Origin of the sequence: Phenylobacterium hankyongense (assembly GCF_003254505.1) — a bacterium.
Classification (GTDB): Bacteria; Pseudomonadota; Alphaproteobacteria; order Caulobacterales; family Caulobacteraceae; genus Phenylobacterium; species Phenylobacterium hankyongense.
This window is the reverse complement of sequence record NZ_QFYP01000001.1, coordinates 3505252-3523662: the sequence shown is the minus strand read 5'-3', so window position 1 is coordinate 3523662 and position 18411 is coordinate 3505252. Positions and strand designations below refer to the sequence as shown.

Here is an 18411-nt window from a genome sequence, read left to right as displayed (position 1 = left end):
TCATGGTTGCCGACACGATGGTGAAGACGCGTTGGGTCTATGCCTTCGGCGGCGGGGGCGCGGACGGCGACGCTTCGATGAAGAACCTGCTGGGCGGCAAGGGCGCCAACCTGGCGGAGATGTCCTCGCTCGGCCTGCCGGTGCCCCCCGGCTTCACCATCACCACCGAGGCCTGCGTCCACTACTACGCCAACGACCGGCAGTACCCGGCCGACCTCAAGGAGCAGGTCGCCGTCGGCCTGAAGCGGGTCGAGGAGCTGACCGGCAAGACCTTCGGCGATCCCGCCAACCCGCTGCTGGTCTCGGTGCGCTCCGGCGCGCGGGCCTCGATGCCGGGCATGATGGACACCGTCCTCAACCTCGGCCTCAACGACGAGACCGTGGACGGCCTGGCCAAGCTCTCCGGCGACCGGCGCTTCGCCTTCGACAGCTACCGCCGCTTCATCCAGATGTATTCCAACGTGGTGCTCAACCTCGACCACCACATGTTCGAGGAGATCCTCGACGAGCATAAGGACCGGCTGGACGTCACCATCGACACCGCGCTCAGCGCCGACGACTGGGAGGCGGTGGTGGCCGACTACAAGGCCGCCGTGCAGCGCGAGCTCGGCAAGCCGTTCCCGCAGGAGGTCAACGCCCAGCTGTGGGGCGCGGTCGGCGCGGTGTTCGCCAGCTGGATGAACGACCGGGCGAAGTTCTACCGCCGCATGCACGACATCCCGGAAAGCTGGGGCACGGCGGTGAACGTGCAGTCGATGGTGTTCGGCAACATGGGCGAGACCTCGGCGACCGGCGTGGCCTTCACCCGCAACCCGTCGACCGGCGAAAACCGCCTCTACGGCGAATTCCTGATCAACGCCCAGGGCGAGGACGTGGTCGCCGGCATCCGCACCCCGCAGGCCCTGACCCGCATCGCCCGCGAGGAGATGGGCGAGAAGCAGCCCTCGATGGAAGAGGCGCTGCCGGACGTCTTCGTCCAGTTCAAGGCCGTCGTCGAGAAGCTCGAGAAGCACTATCGCGACATGCAGGACATCGAGTTCACGGTCGAAAAAGGCCGGCTCTACATGCTGCAGACCCGCAACGGGAAGCGCACCGCAAAGGCAGCGCTGAAGGTCGCGGTGGACCTCGCCAGCGAGGGCCTGATCACCCGGGAAGAGGCGGTGATGCGGGTGGAGCCGAGCTCCCTCGACCAGCTGCTGCACCCGACCATCGATCCGGCGAGCCCGCGCGAGGTGATCACCTCGGGCCTGCCGGCCTCGCCCGGCGCGGCGACCGGCAAGGTGGTGTTCACCGCCGAGGAGGCCGAGAAGCTCGGCGGCGCCGGCGAGGCGGTGATCCTGGTCCGCGAGGAGACAAGCCCCGAAGACATCCGCGGCATGGACGCGGCGCGCGGCATCGTCACCGCCCGCGGCGGCATGACCAGCCACGCCGCCGTGGTCGCCCGCGGCATGGGCCGCCCCTGCGTCTCCGGCGCCGGCGAGATCCACATCGACATGAAGGCCGGCGAGTTCCACGCCCGCGGCCGCACCATCAAGGCCTATGAGATCGTCACCATCGACGGCTCGACCGGCGAGGTGCTGTCCGGCGCGGTGAAGATGGTCGAGCCGGAGCTGTCCGGCGACTTCGCCACCCTGATGGCCTGGGCCGACGGCGTGCGCCGGCTGAAGGTCCGCGCCAACGCCGAGACCGCGCTCGACGCCAAGGTGGCGCGGCAGTTCGGGGCCGAGGGCATCGGCCTTTGCCGCACCGAGCACATGTTCTTCGACCCCGACCGGATCGCCGCCGTGCGCGAGATGATCCTGGCCGACGACGAGGCCGGCCGCCGCCAGGCGCTGGCCAAGATCCTGCCGATGCAGCGCCAGGACTTCGTCGAGCTGTTCCACATCATGGAAGGCCTGCCGGTCACCATCCGCCTGCTCGACCCACCGCTGCACGAGTTCCTGCCGCACAGCGAAGAGGACGTGCGCGCGGTGGCCGAGGCCACCGGCCTCGACGCCGCCAAGCTGCTGCGCCGGGCCCAGGAGCTGCACGAGGTGAACCCGATGCTGGGCCACCGCGGCTGCCGTCTCGGCGTCTCCTATCCGGAGATCTACGAGATGCAGGTGCGGGCGATCATCGAGGCCGCCTGCGAGGTGGCCGCAGCCGGCCGTCCCGCCCCGATCCCGGAGATCATGCACCCGCTGGTGGCCAAGGGCGAGGAGATGAAGTTCCTGCGCCAACTCACGGACCGGACGGCGAAAGAAGTCATCGCCGAGCGCAAGGCCGAGATCCAGTACCAGGTCGGCACCATGGTCGAGCTGCCGCGCGCCTGCGTCCGCGCCGGCGACCTGGCGGAGAACGCCGAGTTCTTCTCCTTCGGCACCAACGACCTGACCCAGACCACCTTCGGCATCAGCCGCGACGACTCCGGCCGGTTCCTGAACGCCTACATCGAGAAGGGCATCTTCGAGCGCGACCCGTTCGTCAGCCTGGACCAGGAGGGCGTCGGCGACCTCATCCGCCTGGCCGCCGAGCGCGGCCGCGCCGTGCGTCCCAACGTCAAACTGGGCATCTGCGGCGAGCACGGCGGCGACCCGGCCTCGATCCAGTTCTGCGAGAGCGTCGGCCTGGACTACGTCAGCTGCTCGGCCTACCGCGTGCCGATCGCCCGCCTGGCCGCGGCGCAAGCCGCCATCGGCGAGCGGGAGAAGGACCGCTGACCTCGGGCTGCATCGTCATCGCCCGGCTTGTCCGGGCGACCCATCTCGATGCCGATCGTCCGTAGCTGAGGCGAGCGCGGCGGGCTGGGTGGGCCCGGACAAGCCGGGCCATGACGAAAGCTCGTGGCCTGCGCCCGCGCCTCAGCGCTTCCTGACGAACACCGTGCCGGCGGAATAGCCGGCGCCGAACGAGCAGATCAGGCCGGTCTCGCCGGGCGCGAAGTCGGCGTTGGCCTTGTGGAAGGCGATGATCGAGCCGGCCGAGGAGGTGTTGGCGTACTCGTCGAGGATGATCACGTTCTCCTCGGGGGTGGGTTCGCGGCCCAGCACGCGGCGGCCGATCAGCTCGTTCATGTTGATGTTGGCCTGGTGCAGCCACATGCGCTTGAGGGTGGTCGGGTCGAGGCCGAGGTCGCGGGCATGCTCGACGATCATCTCCGAGACCATTGGCACCACTTCGCGGAACACCTTGCGGCCCTCCTGCACGAACAGCTTGTCCGCCTGGTCGATCCCGTCCGGCGCGGCGCGGTTCAGGAAGCCGAAGTTGTTGCGGATGTTGTTGGAGAACACCGTCTTCAGCCGCGTGCCGAGGATGTTCCAGCCGCCGGTGGCCTGGTCGGCGCGCTCGACGATCACCGCGGTGGCGACGTCGCCGAAGATGAAGTGGCTGTCGCGGTCGCGGAAGTTCAGGTGGCCGGAGGTGATCTCCGGATTGACCATCAGCACCGCCTTGGCGGAACCCGAGGCGATGTAGTCCGCCGCGGTCTTGATCCCGAAGGTGGCCGAGGAACAGGCGACGTTCATGTCGAAGGCGAAGCCCTCGATGCCGAGCGCCTGCTGGACCTCGATGGCCATCGCCGGATAGGCGCGCTGCATGTTGGAGGCCGCGCAGATCACCGCGTCGATCTCGCTGGCCGGCTTGTCCCACCGGACCAGGGCGTCCATCGCCGCCTCGACGGCGATCTCGGCCAGCACCGAGAGCTGTTCGTTGGAGCGCTCCGGGATGTTCGGGCGCATCAGCTCGGGGTCGATCAGGCCGGCCTTGTCGATCACGTGGCGCGACTTGATGCCGGAGGCCTTCTCGATGAACTCCACGGAGGAGGGCGTCAGCGCCTCGGCCTCGCCGGCCGCGATGGCCTCGGCGTTGGCGGCGTTGAAGCGCGCCACATAGGCGTTGAAGGTTTCCACCAGCTCGGCGTTCGAGAGGGTCTCGGGCGGCGTGTAGAGGCCGGTGGCGGCGATCACGGCGTGATGCAAGGGCGGGGGCTCCGAAAGCGCCGGTATCCCGGCGCTCCAAAAGGGGCGGCCTTGATAGCACGGCCGGCCGGGGCGGCGGCGGACATTGTGGCCGCAGGGCCACACCTGACGCTCCGCCGTCGGACGGTAACCGAACTGACTCGATCTCGCCGCGTTTGACGCCGAACCAGACCACGGCTGGGGGCAGCTGTTCAGTTCGAGTGGAGTACAACGAAAATGAAGTCTCTCATCGCTGCGGCCTCGGTCGCCGCTCTTTCCGCCCTTGTCCCCGCCTTCGCCCAAGCCCAGACCGTCGCCGCTCCCGGCGCCTACGGCACCCTGGGATACGCCGACGCCCACTCGAGCGGCGTAGACCTCGGGGCCATCCAGGGCCGGCTCGGCTACCGCGTGAACAACTGGTTCGGCGTGGAAGGCGAACTGGCGGCCGGCGTGACCTCCGACAAGTCGAGCACCGTCGTGTCCGGGACCACCGTGGACACCAAGGTCAAGCTGCAACACGAGGAAGCCATCTACGGCGTCGGCTTCCTGCCGGTCACCCCGAACATCGACCTGATCGGCCGTGTCGGCTACGGCCACACCAAGGCCAAGGTCAGCGCGTCCACGACGGGGACCACGCCGATCACGGTTTCGGATACGGCCTCCGGCGATTCCTGGAACTACGGCGTGGGCGCGCAGTACCACATCGACCCTGTGAACGGGGTTCGCGCCGACTACACCCGCGAGGAGTTCACCGGCAGCAACAATGGCCACGCCGATGTGTGGGCCGTGGCCTACACCCGCCGCTTCTAGCGACAGCTTGCCGACGGCGTCGCGCTGACGCCGTTGCGAGCGGAAAGCCCTCCCGGTTCCGGGAGGGCTTTTTCTTGACCGCAGCGGAGGTTCGCGGCCACCCTCCGGCAAGGGAGGCGACCTTGGCCGCTGCATTCTTCATCCAGGTGGCCGCGTCGGGAGCCGCGATCGCCGTGCTCGTGGGCCTGGCGGCGTGGGCGCAGATCGCGCGGCCGGCGAGGCCGCTGGACGACGCCCGCGCCCGGGCGCTGCTGGCCGAGGAATTCCCCGGCCGCACCCTCGACGGTCTCTGGATCGCCGTGGACGGGAAGGGCGCGGTCGCCAAGTCGGGCGCTGCGGCGCTGGTGCTCTGTCAGCTGGGCGACGGCTTCGTGGCCCGCCAGATCCCCTGGGGCCAGGCGCTGGCCGCCAGCTTCAGGAACGGCCGCATCGTCATCGACCTGGCGGACGTTTCCGCGCCCAAGGCGATCATCTCGCTGCCCGGCTGGCCGCCGCCGGAGCTGACCAAGGACCTCGCCGCATGAAGGCGGCGTTCGACCCGGTCACGCTGGCGACCCCGTTCTTCATCCTCACCGTCATCCTGGAGATCGTGCTCGCCCGCCTCGGCAAGGCCGACGCCCGCTACGAGGCGAAGGACACGGCGGTGTCGCTGGGCATGGGGCTGGGCTCGACGATCGCCGGCGTGCTGACCGGCGGCGCGAGCTTCGCCGCGGCGCTGTGGGTCTACCAGCACCGGCTGTTCGACATCCCGATGACGGCGGCCTGGGCGTGGCTGGCGGTGTTCCTGCTGGAGGACGCCACCTACTACTGGTTCCACCGCCTGAGCCACGAGCGGCGCATCTGGTGGGCGGCGCACGTGAACCACCACTCTTCCCAGCACTACAACCTGTCGACGGCGCTGCGGCAGACCTGGACCGGCGGGATCGCCGGGACCTGGCTGCTATGGCTGCCGCTGTCTTTGCTGGGGTTTCCGCCGGCCATGGTGGCGATCGAGAAGGGGATCAGCCTCGTCTACCAGTACTGGATCCACACCGAGGCGATCCGCCGGCTGCCGGCCTGGTTCGAGGCGGTGTTCAACACGCCCTCGCACCACCGCGTCCACCACGCCCGCAACCCCCGCTACCTGGACCGCAACTACGCCGGCATCCTGATCGTCTGGGACCGGCTGTTCGGCACCTTCCAGCCCGAGCTGGACGCCGAGCCGTGCCGCTACGGGATCGTCAAGAACCTCGGGACCTTCAACATCGTCCGCGTGGCCTTCCACGAGTGGATCGGCATGGCCCAGGACATCGCCCGCTCGCCCCGGCACGCGCCCGGCTACCTGTTCGGGCCGCCCGGCTGGAGCCCCGACGGCAGCCGCGAGACCAGCGCCATGATCAAGGCGCGCTGGGCGGCCGTTTGCTCCTCCCCCGAGCAACGCAGTGAAACGGGGGAGGGGGACCGCGAAGCAGTGGAGGGGGCGCGCCTAGGCGCGACGCCCTGACGCCCCCTCCGTCTCGGCGCGTCGCGCCGATCCACCTCCCCCGCAGGCGGGGGAGGAGCGAAGTTGATCACTCCCGAAGCAGCGGCAGCGACAGACCCGACACCGGGCGCGCGGCAAGGATCTCGCGCCTGAAGCGGAACAGCTCGGCGGGGCGGCCGCCGGTCTCGGTCTCCAGCCGGCCCAGGCCCTCCACCAGGTCGGCCCGCTCCAGCGCCCGGCGGAAGTTCTGTTTGTGCAGCGGCACGCCGGCGATCGCCTCCACCGCCCGTTGCAGCGCCGAGAGGGTGAAGGCCTCGGGCATCAGCTCGAACGCCACCGGCCGGTACTTCAACTTGCCCCGCAGGCGGGAGAGGGCGGTGGCCAGAATCCGGCGGTGGTCCGACAGCATCGGCTCGCCCAGCGCGGCGGCGAGGGCAGGGGCGAGGGCGGCCGGGGACTCGCCGCGGTCGCGCGCCGCCTCCTGCGCCAGGCCCGCCTCGTAGAGCAGTTCGTAGCGCTCCAGCACGCGCTCCTCGTTCCACGGCGCCTCGTCGAGGGCGAACAACAGCCGCACGCGGGCCAGCCGCTGGGACCCGCCGCCGGCACCGGCCTCCGCCCAGGACCTGAGGGCGGGCTCGATGACCCCCAGCGCCGCCGGCCGGCCCTCGCGCCAGTCCTCGTAGGGGAAGAACCGCGACCAGGGCTGCCAGTCGGAATCGGCGCTGTGGCTGTCGAGCGCCGCCGGCGCCAGCGCCAGGTAGCCGACCGAGATCACCCGGGCGGCGCCGGCCCCCATGTCGGCCAGCGGGGCGTCGCGGCCCTTGTCGCCGAAGGTGTAGAGCTGCTCGACGTAGCCGAGGTCGAACCGGGTCTGCTCGGTGACGAAGGCCCGCAGCGCCAGCTCGAAGGTGCGGTGGCCCTCGGGGCTGAAGGGGCCGAACGGCAGGCCCTGCAGCTCGGCGTCGCGCGGGCGCACGGCCAGCACCACGGCCTCGCCGTCGCGGATGGCCATCACCACTGCGGACAGGCCGATGACGACGGGCGCGGCCATGCCTACTCCGTATCGAAGGCGGACGGGCCGGGCGCGTAGCCGGCGGCCTCGGAGAGGGTGTGGAAGCGCTGGACGTAACGGGCCTGGGCGAGGCCCGGCGCCCAGGGCTCGATGTGCAGGCTGTAGCCGACCGGCGGCGGGTCGAAGATCTCCAGCGCCTCGGCGTGGCCGAAGCCCGCCAGCTGGGTGGCCTCGAAGAAGGCGCAGGCGCGGTCGGCCTGCTTGATCAGCGTCTTGATCGCCGCCGGCGTCTTGGCCGGCAGGCCGAAGCGGATATGGATCGCCGTCTCCAGCCGGTCCTCGAAGGTGCGGTAGTCGACGCCCAGGGCCGCCTTGAACGGCGAGATCATGTCGCCGATGACGTATTCGGAGGCGTCGTGCAGCAGGGCCGCCAGTCGCCAGCGCGGCGCGACATCCGGCTGGATGTGGGCGACGATCTCCTCGACGACGATGGAATGCTGGGCGACCGAGAAGGCGTGCTCGCCCACCGTCTGGCCGTTCCAGCGCGCCACCCGGGCCAGGCCATGGGCGATGTCCTCGATCTCGATGTCCATCGGCGAGGGGTCCAGCAGGTCGAGCCGGCGGCCGGACAGCATGCGCTGCCAGGCGCGCGGTTCGGCCTTCGCTCCACGCAGCCCTTTCCTCACCCGCGCATTCCTTTCACAGTCAAGGTCGTGAACTGGCCCAGGACCTGTGAAAGATCAATGCAGGCATAGGCGCTTGGGTCCAAGGCTTCACAAGAACGAAAGGGCTTGAGCATGAGTTGGGCGCGGATCATGGCGCCCCTGTCCGGAGGGCAGGGAGACCAGGCGGCCGTCGCGGCCGCCGTCATGCTGGCGGAGCCGTTCGGGGCGGAGGTGGCCGGGGTCTATACGCCGGCCGACGTCGCCGACGTCATGCCCTGGATGGGCGAGGGCTTCCTGGGCGGCGTGCAGACGACGGCCCTGGAATCGCTGAAGGAGGCCGCCGCCGCCGGCGAGGCCAGCGCGCGGACGGCGATGGAGGCCTGCGCCTACGGGAAGAAGCGGTTCATCGCCCTGCAGACCCCGGTCTGGGCGGGGCTGTCGGCCGAGAGCCGGCTGTCGGACGTGGTGGTGTTCAACAACGATCCGGCCCGCGGCCGCGGGCCGCTGGCGGAGGCCTTCCAGCAGATGCTCGCCGACGAGCAGCGGCCGGTGCTGATCGCCCGCGCGGGACTGAAGGTGGGGGGAACTGCGGTCGTCGCCTGGGACGGCGGCAAGGAGGCCTCGCGCGCGGCGCGGCTGGCCCTGCCGCTGCTGGAGAAGGCGCGCCGGGTGGTGATCCTGGCGGCGCCCAGGGCCAGCTCCAGGACCTTCGATCCCGTCCGCCTGCAGGCCTACTACGCCGCCCGCGGCATGAAGAGCGAGATCGAGATCCTGCCGGACAGCGGCGACGCCGCCCCGGCGCTGCTCGCGGCCGCTCACCGGGCCTCGGCCGACGTCCTGGTGGCCGGCGCTTTCGGCCATCCGCGGCTGCAGGAATTCATCTTCGGCGGAACCACGCGGACGCTGTTGAATTCTGAGCAGCCGTCGTTGTTCTTGTCTCACTGACGCTTTCCAGCCGAAGTGAACGCGGAACTCCGGCGCAGGTCCAAAATCCAAGGAACCACGAGCCGGACCCGGGCGTCCGACTCTCTCGAGTGAAGAGGTGAACACATGTCCCTGTCGCGCATCGTCATGCGGCTGGCCCGCAACCCTGGCACGGAGTTCGCCGGCGGCGACGATCACCGCGGCTACGCACTCACCGCGCCGTTGACCGACGACGGCCATCTGGACGAGGCGGCCTTCTCCAAGGCCAAGGACAATTGCACGGTGCGCCGGTTCGCGCCCGACGAGGATCCGATCGACGGGCGCCTGAGCCGTCGCGGCCAGCGCTGGTTCTTCGACTACGACGAGGACGACGCCGCCGACGACGAGCCGGTCCACCGGCTGGGCGCGCACCGGTTCGCGGTCGGCGAATACGTCACCGTCACCGACGAGGACGGCCGGCCGCTGACCTACAAGGTGGTCGAGGTGCAGCCGACCGGCTGAGCCTCAGACGCCGCCGTTGCGGCGCACCAGCTTCTTGACCGAGTTGAAGAGGTGGTGGTGCTCGCCGGTGCGCGACTTCACCACCGCGACGGTGATCGGCCCGGTGCGCGGGCCGGCGGCCTCGTAGCCGACCGCCCGATAGCCGTCCTTCAGGTTGTCGCGGGCCAGGATGTAGCTGGCCCTGAAGCCGCGCTTCTCCGGCGAGAAGGCTTCGCCGCGCAGCCGGACGTCGCGCGACATCCGGATCACCGCGCCGTTTTCGCCGGCGTTCACATGGATCATGCCGACCTGGACCTCGGCGGTCTCCCGGTCGCCGTCGGCGTCGACGTGGACTCCGGGGAGGTCGATGTGGGTGCTTTCGCCGTGATGGCGGTGGGCGCCTGAGGCGGTCGCGCCGCCGTCGGCGTCAGCGTCGGCCTCGGCGTCTGCCTTGGCTGCATCGGCGGCGATTTCCCGGGCGGTGCGCTCCGGCCCGGCGGCCGTCCCGGCGCCGGCGACGCGGGGCGGCTTCGGCGACTTGGGCGAGGCAGGCTGGTCGTCGGAGGCCGTGTCCGCGGTTGTGGGCGGTCCGACCTCGGCCTGCAGTTCCTGCTCGATCGGGGCAAGCGCGGCCTGCACGCCGTTGCTGACCGGGATCAGCCGCAGCGAGACCTCGTCGCCGGTGCTGCTCACATAGGCGCAGGTCTTTCCATCGGCCCCCATGCCGGTGCGGGTGAGCTTGCCCTGGGTGGCCGGGCAGTCGAGCGCGGCGCGGGCGGCCGGCGTGTGCGGCGCGCAGGCGGCAGCGCCGACGAGCGACAGACCGCAGGCGGCGCTGAAAAGCAGGGACTTCATGAAAAAGGGGCTCCGTCCGTTCGTTGCAACGGTGGCCGGAACCCCTTCGAAAATCGAGTGAATTCGACGTAACGCGCGGTTACGCCGTCGCCCTCACTGACCGGGACGCGAGCCCGCGCCTTCGCGGCGGGCCAGGAAGGCCAGGCGCTCGAACAGATGCACGTCCTGCTCGTTCTTGAGCAGGGCGCCGTGCAGGGGCGGGATCAGCTTGGTCGGGTCCTTCTCGCGCAGCGAGTCGGCGTCGATGTCCTCGACCATCAGCAGCTTCAGCCAGTCGAGCAGCTCGGAGGTGGAGGGCTTCTTCTTCAGGCCCGGCACCTTGCGCATGTCGTAGAAGATCCGCAGCGCCTCGGCGACCAGCTTCTGCTTGATGCCCGGATAGTGGACCTCGACGATCTCGTTCATCGTCTCGGCTTCCGGGAAGCGGATGTAGTGGAAGAAGCAGCGGCGCAGGAAGGCGTCCGGCAGCTCCTTCTCGTTGTTCGAGGTGATCAGCACGATCGGGCGCACGGCCGCCTTGATCGTCTCGTTGGTCTCGTAGACGTAGAACTCCATCCGATCGAGCTCCTGCAGGAGGTCGTTCGGGAACTCGATGTCGGCCTTGTCGATCTCGTCGATCAGCAGCACCGGGCGCTGTTCGCTTTCGAACGCCTCCCAGAGCTTGCCCTTCTTGATGTAGTTCTTGACGTCCTTCACCCGCTCTTCGCCGAGCTGGCTGTCGCGCAGGCGGGTCACCGCGTCGTACTCGTAGAGGCCCTGGATGGCCTTGGTGGTCGACTTGATGTGCCAGGTGATCAGCGGCGCGCCCAGCGCCTCGGCGATCTCGTAGGCCAGCACCGTCTTACCGGTTCCGGGCTCGCCCTTGATCAGCAGCGGACGCTCCAGCGCGATGGCCGCGTTCACCGCGACCTTCAGGTCCTCGGTGGCGACGTACTTGTCGGTGCCTTCAAAACGCTGGCTCATTCCGGCTCCCCGGCGGACCTCGGCCCGCATTCGAACAATCGTTTCAACTGGGAGCAAACTAATGGCCGCGGCGCGGCATGCAAGCGCGTTGAACGCCGCAGGCGGGCGGCCGGCGTTGCGCTAGTCTTCGTCCGGCTTGGCGCGGGTCTCGCCGTCACGGTCCTCGGAATAGCCCATCCGCTTGAGATCCTCGTCGCCGACGTTGCGGGCCTGGAAGTTGGTGACGTCGTCCTCGCCGCCGGACACGCTGTCGGCGTCCTCCACCTCGTCGAGCCCGTCGATGTCGCGGGCCGAGAGGGCGTCCTCGTTGAAGCGGCCGGACCCGGTCTCGCCGCCCTGGCCGTCGAGGTCGTCCTCGTCCTGCTCGGTCACCGCGCGGTAGTCGAGCTCGTCGTCCTCCTCCAGGTCGTCGTCGTCGATGGCGTCCTCGTCGAATTCGTCGGCGTCCAGCGCCACGGCTTCCTCGTCGTCACGATCACCCTCCGCGCGGGTGGCGTCATAGACGTCGGGCATCTCCTCGAAGGTGCGCATGTCCTCGCCGATCGAGAGCGGTGAGTCGTCCGCCAGGGGGGAATCGCCTTCCCCGCCGACCGTCATGCTTTCGTCGAAGGTCTCGGCCTGATCCTGCGAATCGAAATCGGCGTCGTCGCTCTCGAAGTTGCCGGGCATGGGGGGCTCCTCGCATCGCGCCGGATCGGCGCGCTCACGGAAGAACAAATCCCCGAGGGGTTTCAGTGTTCCGCGGCGCCCGCGAAGCCGGCGAGTGCGTCGGCGACCTCGGACATCACCGGTCCCCAGTCGCCATAGGCCTCGGGTGCGAACACCTTCACCTGCGGATACCAGGGATAACGGTCGCGGGTCCCCAGCCGGGGCCAGGAGCCCGGCACGGTGATCAGCCAGGCCGGCGCGCCGCAGGCCGCGGCGAGGTTGAAGCTGGCGTTGGAGAAGCCGACCACAAGGTCCATGGCGCAGCAGAGCGCGGTCACGTCGTCGAGGTCCTGCTTCAGGTCGATGCCCGGCGGTTGCCAGATCTCGACCCCCAGCTCGCGCTGGGCGAAGGCCAGCTCCTCGGCGCAGTCGCCGTACTGCAGGTTGACGAAGGTGACGCCGGCCTGGGCGAGCACCGGCGCCCAGTCGGCGAACTTGGCGAAGTAGCGGTGCCGGGCGTCCTTGCTGATGCCGCTCTTCCAGAGCAGGCCGACCTTGCGGCCGGGCAGGGCCGCGACCTGCGCGCGCCAGTAGGCGACGCGATCGGGATCGGCGGTCAGCAGAGGCTCGCGGACCGGGAAATCGTCGACGGTGCGGCGGAAATCCCGCAGCAGGGAGGCGATCGGCGCCCACAGGTCGATCGCCGCCATGTCCTCGACGAACGGCGCGGCGCGGGCGGGCCGGGTCCCCAGCCGATAGGTGGCGTGGGCGCCGACGTCCACCTGCGGGAAAGCGCGCTGGAAGAGGGTGACCAGCCGCGGCTCCACCGCCAGGGTCAGGCGGCCGTCGGGGCCCAGCCGGTCGAGCACGTCGCGCAGGGTGTTGGCGAACAGCACCTCGTCGCCCAGGCCCTGCTCGCCGACCACCAGCAGGGACTTGCCCGTCAGGTCGGCGCCCGGCGTCCAGCGCGGCCGGTCGATCAGGAAGTGGGTGATCTCGGCGAACTGCGGGTGGAAGCGCGCCTCGTACTCCTCCCAGCCGTCGCCCAGCCGCCCCAGCGCGATGAGGATGGTGGAACGGGCGAGCCGCATCATCTGCCGCTCGTCCTCGGCCGTGACCGCGGCGATCGCGGTGTTCGAGGCCTCCAGCGCGCCTTCGGGGTCGCCGAGGTTCAGCAGCGCGTTGCCGAGGTTGTAGCGGGCCTTGGCCAGGCCGGGCTCCAGCCGCAGGCATTCCTCGAAGAAGATCCGCGCGGTGGGGAAGTCGCCCTGTTCGGCCACCACGGTGCCCATGGTGTTCCAGAGCATGCCGACTTCGGGGTTCTTCAGCAGGGCGGGCTTGAGGATCTCCACCGCCTCTTCGAGCCGCGACTGGTCGCGGATCGCGCAGGCGAGGTTGTTGGCGCCTTCCGGGTGATCGGGATGACGGATCAGGAAGTGGCGGAACAGCTTCTCCGCCTGTTCGCGCATCCCCATGCGGAAGGCCAGGCGCCCGAGGTCGTTGGCCACCTCGGCGTGGTCCGGCAGCAGCTTGAGCGCCGATTCATAGGCCGCCACCGAGGAGGCGAAGTCTCCGGCCCGCTCGCGGGCGATGGCCAGCAGGTACCAGCCGAAGCCGTTGTGCTCGTCCTGCTCGAGCGCCTTGATCGCCCACTCGGTGGCGGTGCCGGGCTCGTCGGCGCGGATCGCGTTCACCGCCCGCTGCAGCATCGGGGCGACGGCGAGCGCCTTCAGCTCGCCCATGGCCTGGTTCAGCCGGGCCAGCGCGTCGTTGGAGCCGGCGCGGCCCATGGTGTCGGCCGCCAGGCGCGCGGGGGTGGGCAGGGCGGCAGTCTCGAGCGCCTGGCTAGAGGTGGCGCTCGGCGGGCCCTTACGCGGCATGAGGCGACTCCAATGGGATGTGACCCCTTGGTCGCCCGATTATGCTTAACCCTTGCTTAAACCGAGGGCGGCGCAAGCTTAGCAAGAGCCCGTTAACCGGCGCCCGTTAAGCGTGAGGTGCGCTCGGCCCATCGGAAAGCGACAATGGGTCTGTCGAATCGGAATGATGGTTCGTGGGCGCTGAGATCGGGAGGCGGGACTTGCCGCTAAAATTGTCGCTGAAGCCGGGAGAGAAGTTCGTTCTCAATGGCGCGGTCGTCCAGAATGGCGACCGTCGGGGCGTTCTGGTGTTGCAGAACAAGGCCTCTGTCCTTCGCGAGAAGGACATCATGCAGCAGGAAGAGGCGAACACGCCGGCCCGCCGCGTCTATTTCCCGGTCATGATGATGTACCTCGATGAGGTCGGGGCGGACCGTTACTATGACGAGTTCGTCCGCCGCCTCAGCGAATTCATGGGAGCGATCCGCAATCCGGTGATCCTTGCCGACTGCGTGACCATCTCCAAGCACTGCATGTCGCGCGAGTACTACAAGGCGCTGATGCTGTGCCGGAAGCTTATCGAGTACGAAGACGAGAGGTTGGGCAATGTCCCTTCAGGCTTATCAGCAAGCCGCGACCCGGGCTGAGAACCCCCGGGAGACGGAGTATCGCCTGTTCGCGCAGGTGACGCTGGCGTTGATGGAAGCGGCCAAGTGCGATCCCACGGATATCCGTGGGCGCATCGACGCGCTCGATTGGAACCGCCGCATGTGGTCGGTGCTGGGCACCGACTGCTCGGATTCCGAGAACGGCCTGCCGCCGCCGCTGCGGGCCTCGATCATCTCGCTCAGCATCTGGGTGGCCAAGCACACCAGCGCCGTGATCCGCCGCGAGGAGGAGATCCAGCCGCTGATCGACGTCAACCGGACGATCATGCAGGGCCTGATCGGCGGCGGATCGGCCGCCGCGGCCTGAGGCCTCACCAACTCTGCGCCCCACCCATTCTGGCGCCCCCCAACTCTGGCGCCCCCCAACTCTTGCGCCCCCCAACTCTTGCGCCCCCGGGGACCCTGACGCACCAAATCCGGCGCCCCGCCGGTCCTGACCCAACTCCGACGCCCTGCCAGGCCGCGGCCCCCGCTGCGGCCTTTTGCGTGTCCGGAAGATAGCGCCCGGCAAGCGCTGCCGGGCGGCAGGATCGCCCTCGGCCGCCGCCGCCCACCGGCAAAAAACCATCAATGAAACCAGCCTCTTATGCTGAAGCTGGCATTTACCATGTTGGCCTCGCGCTTGCGATGCTTGGGCGGGGCGAAAAATCGCCCGCTGGCAAAACGCCGCGACCTACCTCCCAGAATGGAAGGATGACCAAATGCCGTTCAATTCGGTGAATACCAACGTGGGCGCCATGGTGGCGCTCCAAAACCTCAACTCGACGCAAGCGGAGCTGGCAACCACTCAGACACGCATCAACACGGGGCTCAAGGTGTCGAGCGCGAAGGACAACGGCGCGATCTGGGCTATCGCCCAGAACCAGCGTGCGACCTCCCAGGCGCTCAACTCGGTGAAGGAGTCGCTGCAGCGCGGTCAGTCGACCGTCGACGTGGCGATCTCTGCGGGCGAGACGGTCTCGGATCTTCTCCTTCAGATGAAGGAAAAGGCCCTGGCGGCATCCGATACGACCCTCGATGTGAACAGCCGCGTCGCGCTCAACGACGACTTCGTGTCATTGCGCGATCAGATCTCGAAGGCGGTGAACAACGCCGACTTCAACGGCGCCAACATGGTCAAGGGCACTGCCCCCACCACCATCCAGGCGCTGGCAAACGGGGACGGGACGGCGGTGATCACGGTCCAGGCGCAGAGCCTCGACCTCGGCACCGGCGCCCTGAGCGGCATCGCAGCGACGGACTCGATCAGTACGCAGACTCTCGCCCAGAACATGATCGCCCAGGTCAATACGGCGATCATCAACGTCTCGAGCGCCTTGTCCAAGTTGGGCACAGGCTCGAAGTCCCTGGCTTCCCACCTGACGTTTATCGGGAAGCTGCAGGATTCCGTGGATGCGGGCGTAGGCAATCTCGTCGACGCCGACCTGGCGAAGGAAAGCGCAAAGCTCCAGGCGCTGCAGACGAAGCAGCAACTGGGGATCCAGGCGCTCTCGATCGCCAACCAGTCGTCGTCTGTCCTGATGTCGCTATTCCGGTAGTCGCGACGCCGGGCGGCCCTTCGGGGCCGCCCGGCCTCCTTTAGCGCGCGGATCGGCAAAAGCTGCCGTCCGACGCGGCAATTTTTGCCGCCCACGGCCTGCCGATCGGCAATAACTGCCGGGCAGAGGCATCGCTAACAACCCTATAACATTGTGAATTCAGCGGCTTGGGGCCTTCTCGCCCTGGCGCCGCCGTGGCCTGCGACTTGCTGCGGATGTTGCCGGGCAAAATGCCCCCGGCTGTCAAAATGCGGCCGGCGACCTTGAAAAAAGGAAAGTTCGTATGCCCAATAGCGTGAATACCAATGTCGGCGCGATGGCGGCGCTGCAAAACCTCACCGCCACCCAGTCCCAACTGATGACCACCCAGAACCGTATCAATACGGGCATGAAGGTGGCGTCGGCGAAGGACAACGGCGCCATCTGGGCCATCGCCCAGAACCAACGGGCCACCTCCCAGTCGCTCAACGACGTGAAGGACTCGCTGCAACGCGGCCAATCGACCGTGGACGTTGCGATCTCCGCCGGCGAAACCGTCTCCGACCTTCTCCTTCAGATGAAGGAAAAGGCCCTGGCGGCGTCCGACACCACGCTCGACTCGAACAGCCGCATCGCGCTGAACGACGACTTCAAGTCGCTTCGCGACCAGATCTCGAAGGCCGTGAACAACGCCGACTTCAACGGCGCGAACATGGTCAAGGGCACGTCGCCCAGCACCATCCAGGCCCTGGCCAACGCTGACGGCACCTCGGTGATCACCGTGGCGGCCCAGTCGATGGACCTTGGCTCGGGCGCGCTGAGCGGCATCTCGGCGACCGACTCGATCGGCACCCAGTCGCTGGCCCAGACGATGATCGCCACCGTCAACACGGCGATCACCAACGTCTCCAGCGCCCTGTCCAAGCTCGGCACGGGTTCGAAGTCGCTGGGATCGCACCTGACCTTCGTCGGCAAGCTCCAGGACACCCTGGACGCTGGTGTGGGCAACCTGGTCGACGCGAACCTCGCGAAGGAAAGCGCCACCCTCCAGTCGCTGCAGACCAAGCAGCAGCTGGGCATTCAGGCGCTCTCGATCGCGAACCAGTCTTCGTCGGTCCTGCTCAGCCTCTTCCGTTAAGGCTCACTGGGCGCGGGGTGAAAGCCCCGCGTCCGCTCGTGGCGGCGGGGAGGGTGACCTCTCCGCCGTTCGCGCTCAAAGCGGAGCGCTGTCGTCCTAAGCGCCAGCGACGGAGACATGCAAAGCAAGGTTGCGAGTTTCGCAGCCACGCCAGATCCCACGTTCGGCCAGCAATCCTCCTCCGGAAGATCCGGCAAGGATCAGGCCCCGAAGCGAGACGCTCCGAACGAGGATCCGGTCGACCTGCGACTGATCATTGAAGAGGATCAAGCGAGCGGCACCTACGTCTACAAGACTGTCAACCGCCGGACGGGTGAGGTCATACGCCAGCTGCCCAGGGAAGTGATCCTGAAGCTGCGGGATGAGGCCGAATACGTCGCCGGCGAGGTGATCCGCACCAAAGCCTGATCTGCCCGCTTTCGAGTGGCGGGACCCGAGTTCGCTAACCGCCCCGGTTCGCCGGCGGCGGCGCTCGGCGTGGTCGCGTTAACCTTCTGGACACCATGTTCTCAATAGCCTGCCCTCGAACACCTTTGCGACTCGGGTAGCCGGCGCGGGGGACGACCGAGGAGAATCCGTGATGTCGATCAGCGTCCACACCAACAAGTCTGCGCTGGTTGCGCTGCAGAACCTGAACCAGACTCAGCAGGACCTCAGCGACGTTCAGAACCGGATCAACACCGGCCTCAAGATCGCCAACGCCAAGGACAACGCCGCGGTCTGGTCGATCGCCCAGAACCAACGGGCCGACATCGGCGCCCTGGGCGCGGTCAAGATGAGCCTCGACCGGGCCAGCTCGATCGCCGAGGTCTCGATGACCGCGGGCCAGTCGGTCTCCGACCTGCTCGTGCAGCTCAAGGAGAAGGTGGTCGCGGCGATGGACACGTCCATCGACGCCAACTCCCGCACCGCGCTGGACTCCGAGTTCAAGTCGATCCTTCGCCAGATCGGCCAGATCACCGGGAATTCCGCGTTCGACGGCGCGAACCTGCTGAACGGCTCGATCCCGTCGAATATCCAGTTCCTCGCCAACGCGGACGCCAACTCGTACATCACGCTCTCGACCCAGGACATGTCGCTGGGCGGCGGGATCATCACCATCCCCTCGACGTCGTCGCTGGCCACGGTGACGCTTTCCACCCAGGTGCTGGCCGACCTCAACCTGTCGATCACCAACGTCAACCAGTCGCTCGGCAGCCTCGGCTCGCAGGCCAAGCAGATCACCGCGCACGCCGACTTCGTCTCGAAGCTGTCCGACACCCTGACCACCGGCGTCGGCAACCTCGTGGACGCCGACCTGGCGAAGGAGAGCGCCCGGCTGCAGGCCCTGCAGGTCCAGCAACAACTCGGCGCTCAGGCGCTGTCGATCGCCAACCAGTCGCCGCAGATCATCCTGTCGCTGTTCAAGTGATCGGCGGCGCTGGGCGCAGCCCGGCCGCGCCCGCGGATGGCGCGCCCGGCTTTTCAGCCCAGCC

General features: G+C 68.4%; 19 protein-coding genes. 12 read left to right on the top strand and 7 right to left on the bottom strand.

Translation table 11 applies throughout. The annotated features are described in order from the left end of the window. Positions 1 to 2 precede the first annotated feature (2 nt). Complete coding sequence (gene ppdK, locus DJ021_RS16915; protein WP_111458653.1) at positions 3 to 2699, top strand: pyruvate, phosphate dikinase; 2697 nt, start codon at positions 3 to 5, stop codon at positions 2697 to 2699. Between the two features lie 141 nt (positions 2700 to 2840). Here the strand turns inward: ppdK and DJ021_RS16910 are convergent, their stop codons facing one another. Then, positions 2841 to 3956 (bottom strand): beta-ketoacyl-ACP synthase III, encoded by a 1116-nt coding sequence (locus DJ021_RS16910; RefSeq protein WP_111458652.1) that lies wholly within the window; start codon positions 3954 to 3956, stop codon positions 2841 to 2843. Between the two features lie 216 nt (positions 3957 to 4172). Here DJ021_RS16910 and DJ021_RS16905 point away from each other — a divergent pair, with 216 nt between their 5' ends. The 3 genes from DJ021_RS16905 (at position 4173) to DJ021_RS16895 (ending at position 6228) form a co-directional block, all read left to right on the top strand. Continuing rightward, entirely contained in the window at positions 4173 to 4745 is a 573-nt protein-coding gene (locus DJ021_RS16905; protein ID WP_111458651.1) for a porin family protein, read from the top strand. Between the two features lie 122 nt (positions 4746 to 4867). After that, positions 4868 to 5269 (top strand): hypothetical protein, encoded by a 402-nt coding sequence (locus tag DJ021_RS16900; protein ID WP_111458650.1) that lies wholly within the window; start codon positions 4868 to 4870, stop codon positions 5267 to 5269. Next, positions 5266 to 6228, top strand: coding sequence for a sterol desaturase family protein (locus DJ021_RS16895; RefSeq protein ID WP_111458649.1), 963 nt, complete (start codon positions 5266 to 5268; stop codon positions 6226 to 6228). The genes DJ021_RS16900 and DJ021_RS16895 overlap by 4 nt, the downstream gene beginning before the upstream one ends. A gap of 67 nt (positions 6229 to 6295) precedes the next feature. On the opposite strand, the gene DJ021_RS16890 is transcribed toward DJ021_RS16895, so the two are convergent. Then, complete coding sequence (locus DJ021_RS16890) at positions 6296 to 7258, bottom strand: NUDIX hydrolase (RefSeq protein WP_111458648.1); 963 nt, start codon at positions 7256 to 7258, stop codon at positions 6296 to 6298. A 2-nt stretch (positions 7259 to 7260) separates the two neighbouring features. Next, complete coding sequence (locus tag DJ021_RS16885; RefSeq protein WP_111458647.1) at positions 7261 to 7854, bottom strand: YfbR-like 5'-deoxynucleotidase; 594 nt, start codon at positions 7852 to 7854, stop codon at positions 7261 to 7263. A gap of 162 nt (positions 7855 to 8016) precedes the next feature. Between DJ021_RS16885 and DJ021_RS16880 the strand changes: the two genes are divergently transcribed. Both DJ021_RS16880 and DJ021_RS16875 read left to right on the top strand, forming a co-directional pair. Further along, a complete protein-coding gene (locus tag DJ021_RS16880; protein ID WP_111458646.1) occupies positions 8017 to 8829 on the top strand; it encodes a universal stress protein in 813 nt (270 codons plus the stop codon). Between the two features lie 105 nt (positions 8830 to 8934). Further along, positions 8935 to 9309 (top strand): hypothetical protein, encoded by a 375-nt coding sequence (locus DJ021_RS16875; RefSeq protein ID WP_111458645.1) that lies wholly within the window; start codon positions 8935 to 8937, stop codon positions 9307 to 9309. A gap of 3 nt (positions 9310 to 9312) precedes the next feature. Here the strand turns inward: DJ021_RS16875 and DJ021_RS16870 are convergent, their stop codons facing one another. The 4 genes from DJ021_RS16870 to DJ021_RS16855 form a co-directional block, all read right to left on the bottom strand. Continuing rightward, positions 9313 to 10143, bottom strand: coding sequence for a hypothetical protein (locus tag DJ021_RS16870; RefSeq protein WP_111458644.1), 831 nt, complete (start codon positions 10141 to 10143; stop codon positions 9313 to 9315). 93 nt (positions 10144 to 10236) lie between these two features. Continuing rightward, positions 10237 to 11106, bottom strand: coding sequence for an AAA family ATPase (locus DJ021_RS16865; RefSeq protein WP_111458643.1), 870 nt, complete (start codon positions 11104 to 11106; stop codon positions 10237 to 10239). Between the two features lie 120 nt (positions 11107 to 11226). Next, positions 11227 to 11775 carry a hypothetical protein gene (locus DJ021_RS18760; protein ID WP_133255049.1) on the bottom strand — a complete coding sequence of 183 codons (549 nt, stop codon included), beginning with the start codon at positions 11773 to 11775 and terminating at the stop codon, positions 11227 to 11229. Positions 11776 to 11837: 62 nt separating this feature from the next. After that, complete coding sequence (locus DJ021_RS16855) at positions 11838 to 13634, bottom strand: tetratricopeptide repeat protein (RefSeq protein ID WP_111458641.1); 1797 nt, start codon at positions 13632 to 13634, stop codon at positions 11838 to 11840. A 200-nt stretch (positions 13635 to 13834) separates the two neighbouring features. Here DJ021_RS16855 and flbT point away from each other — a divergent pair, with 200 nt between their 5' ends. The 6 genes from flbT to DJ021_RS16825 all read left to right on the top strand — a co-directional run bounded on the left by flbT (position 13835) and on the right by DJ021_RS16825 (position 18347). Continuing rightward, entirely contained in the window at positions 13835 to 14260 is a 426-nt protein-coding gene (gene flbT, locus DJ021_RS16850) for a flagellar biosynthesis repressor FlbT (protein WP_111459154.1), read from the top strand. Further along, positions 14220 to 14588 carry a flagellar biosynthesis regulator FlaF gene (gene flaF / locus DJ021_RS16845; RefSeq protein WP_111458640.1) on the top strand — a complete coding sequence of 123 codons (369 nt, stop codon included), beginning with the start codon at positions 14220 to 14222 and terminating at the stop codon, positions 14586 to 14588. Before flbT ends, flaF begins: the two co-directional genes overlap by 41 nt. Before the next feature lie 394 nt (positions 14589 to 14982). Then, positions 14983 to 15819: a flagellin gene (locus tag DJ021_RS16840; protein WP_111458639.1), complete on the top strand. Its 837-nt coding sequence runs from the start codon at positions 14983 to 14985 to the stop codon at positions 15817 to 15819. 283 nt (positions 15820 to 16102) lie between these two features. Beyond that, the gene (locus tag DJ021_RS16835) at positions 16103 to 16936 is read left to right on the top strand and encodes a flagellin (RefSeq protein WP_111458638.1); all 834 of its coding nucleotides are present in this window, start codon (positions 16103 to 16105) and stop codon (positions 16934 to 16936) included. Between the two features lie 117 nt (positions 16937 to 17053). Next, positions 17054 to 17344: a flagellar protein FlaG gene (locus tag DJ021_RS16830; protein ID WP_111458637.1), complete on the top strand. Its 291-nt coding sequence runs from the start codon at positions 17054 to 17056 to the stop codon at positions 17342 to 17344. Between the two features lie 172 nt (positions 17345 to 17516). After that, positions 17517 to 18347 carry a flagellin gene (locus DJ021_RS16825; protein WP_111458636.1) on the top strand — a complete coding sequence of 277 codons (831 nt, stop codon included), beginning with the start codon at positions 17517 to 17519 and terminating at the stop codon, positions 18345 to 18347. The last annotated feature ends 64 nt before the right edge of the window (positions 18348 to 18411 follow it).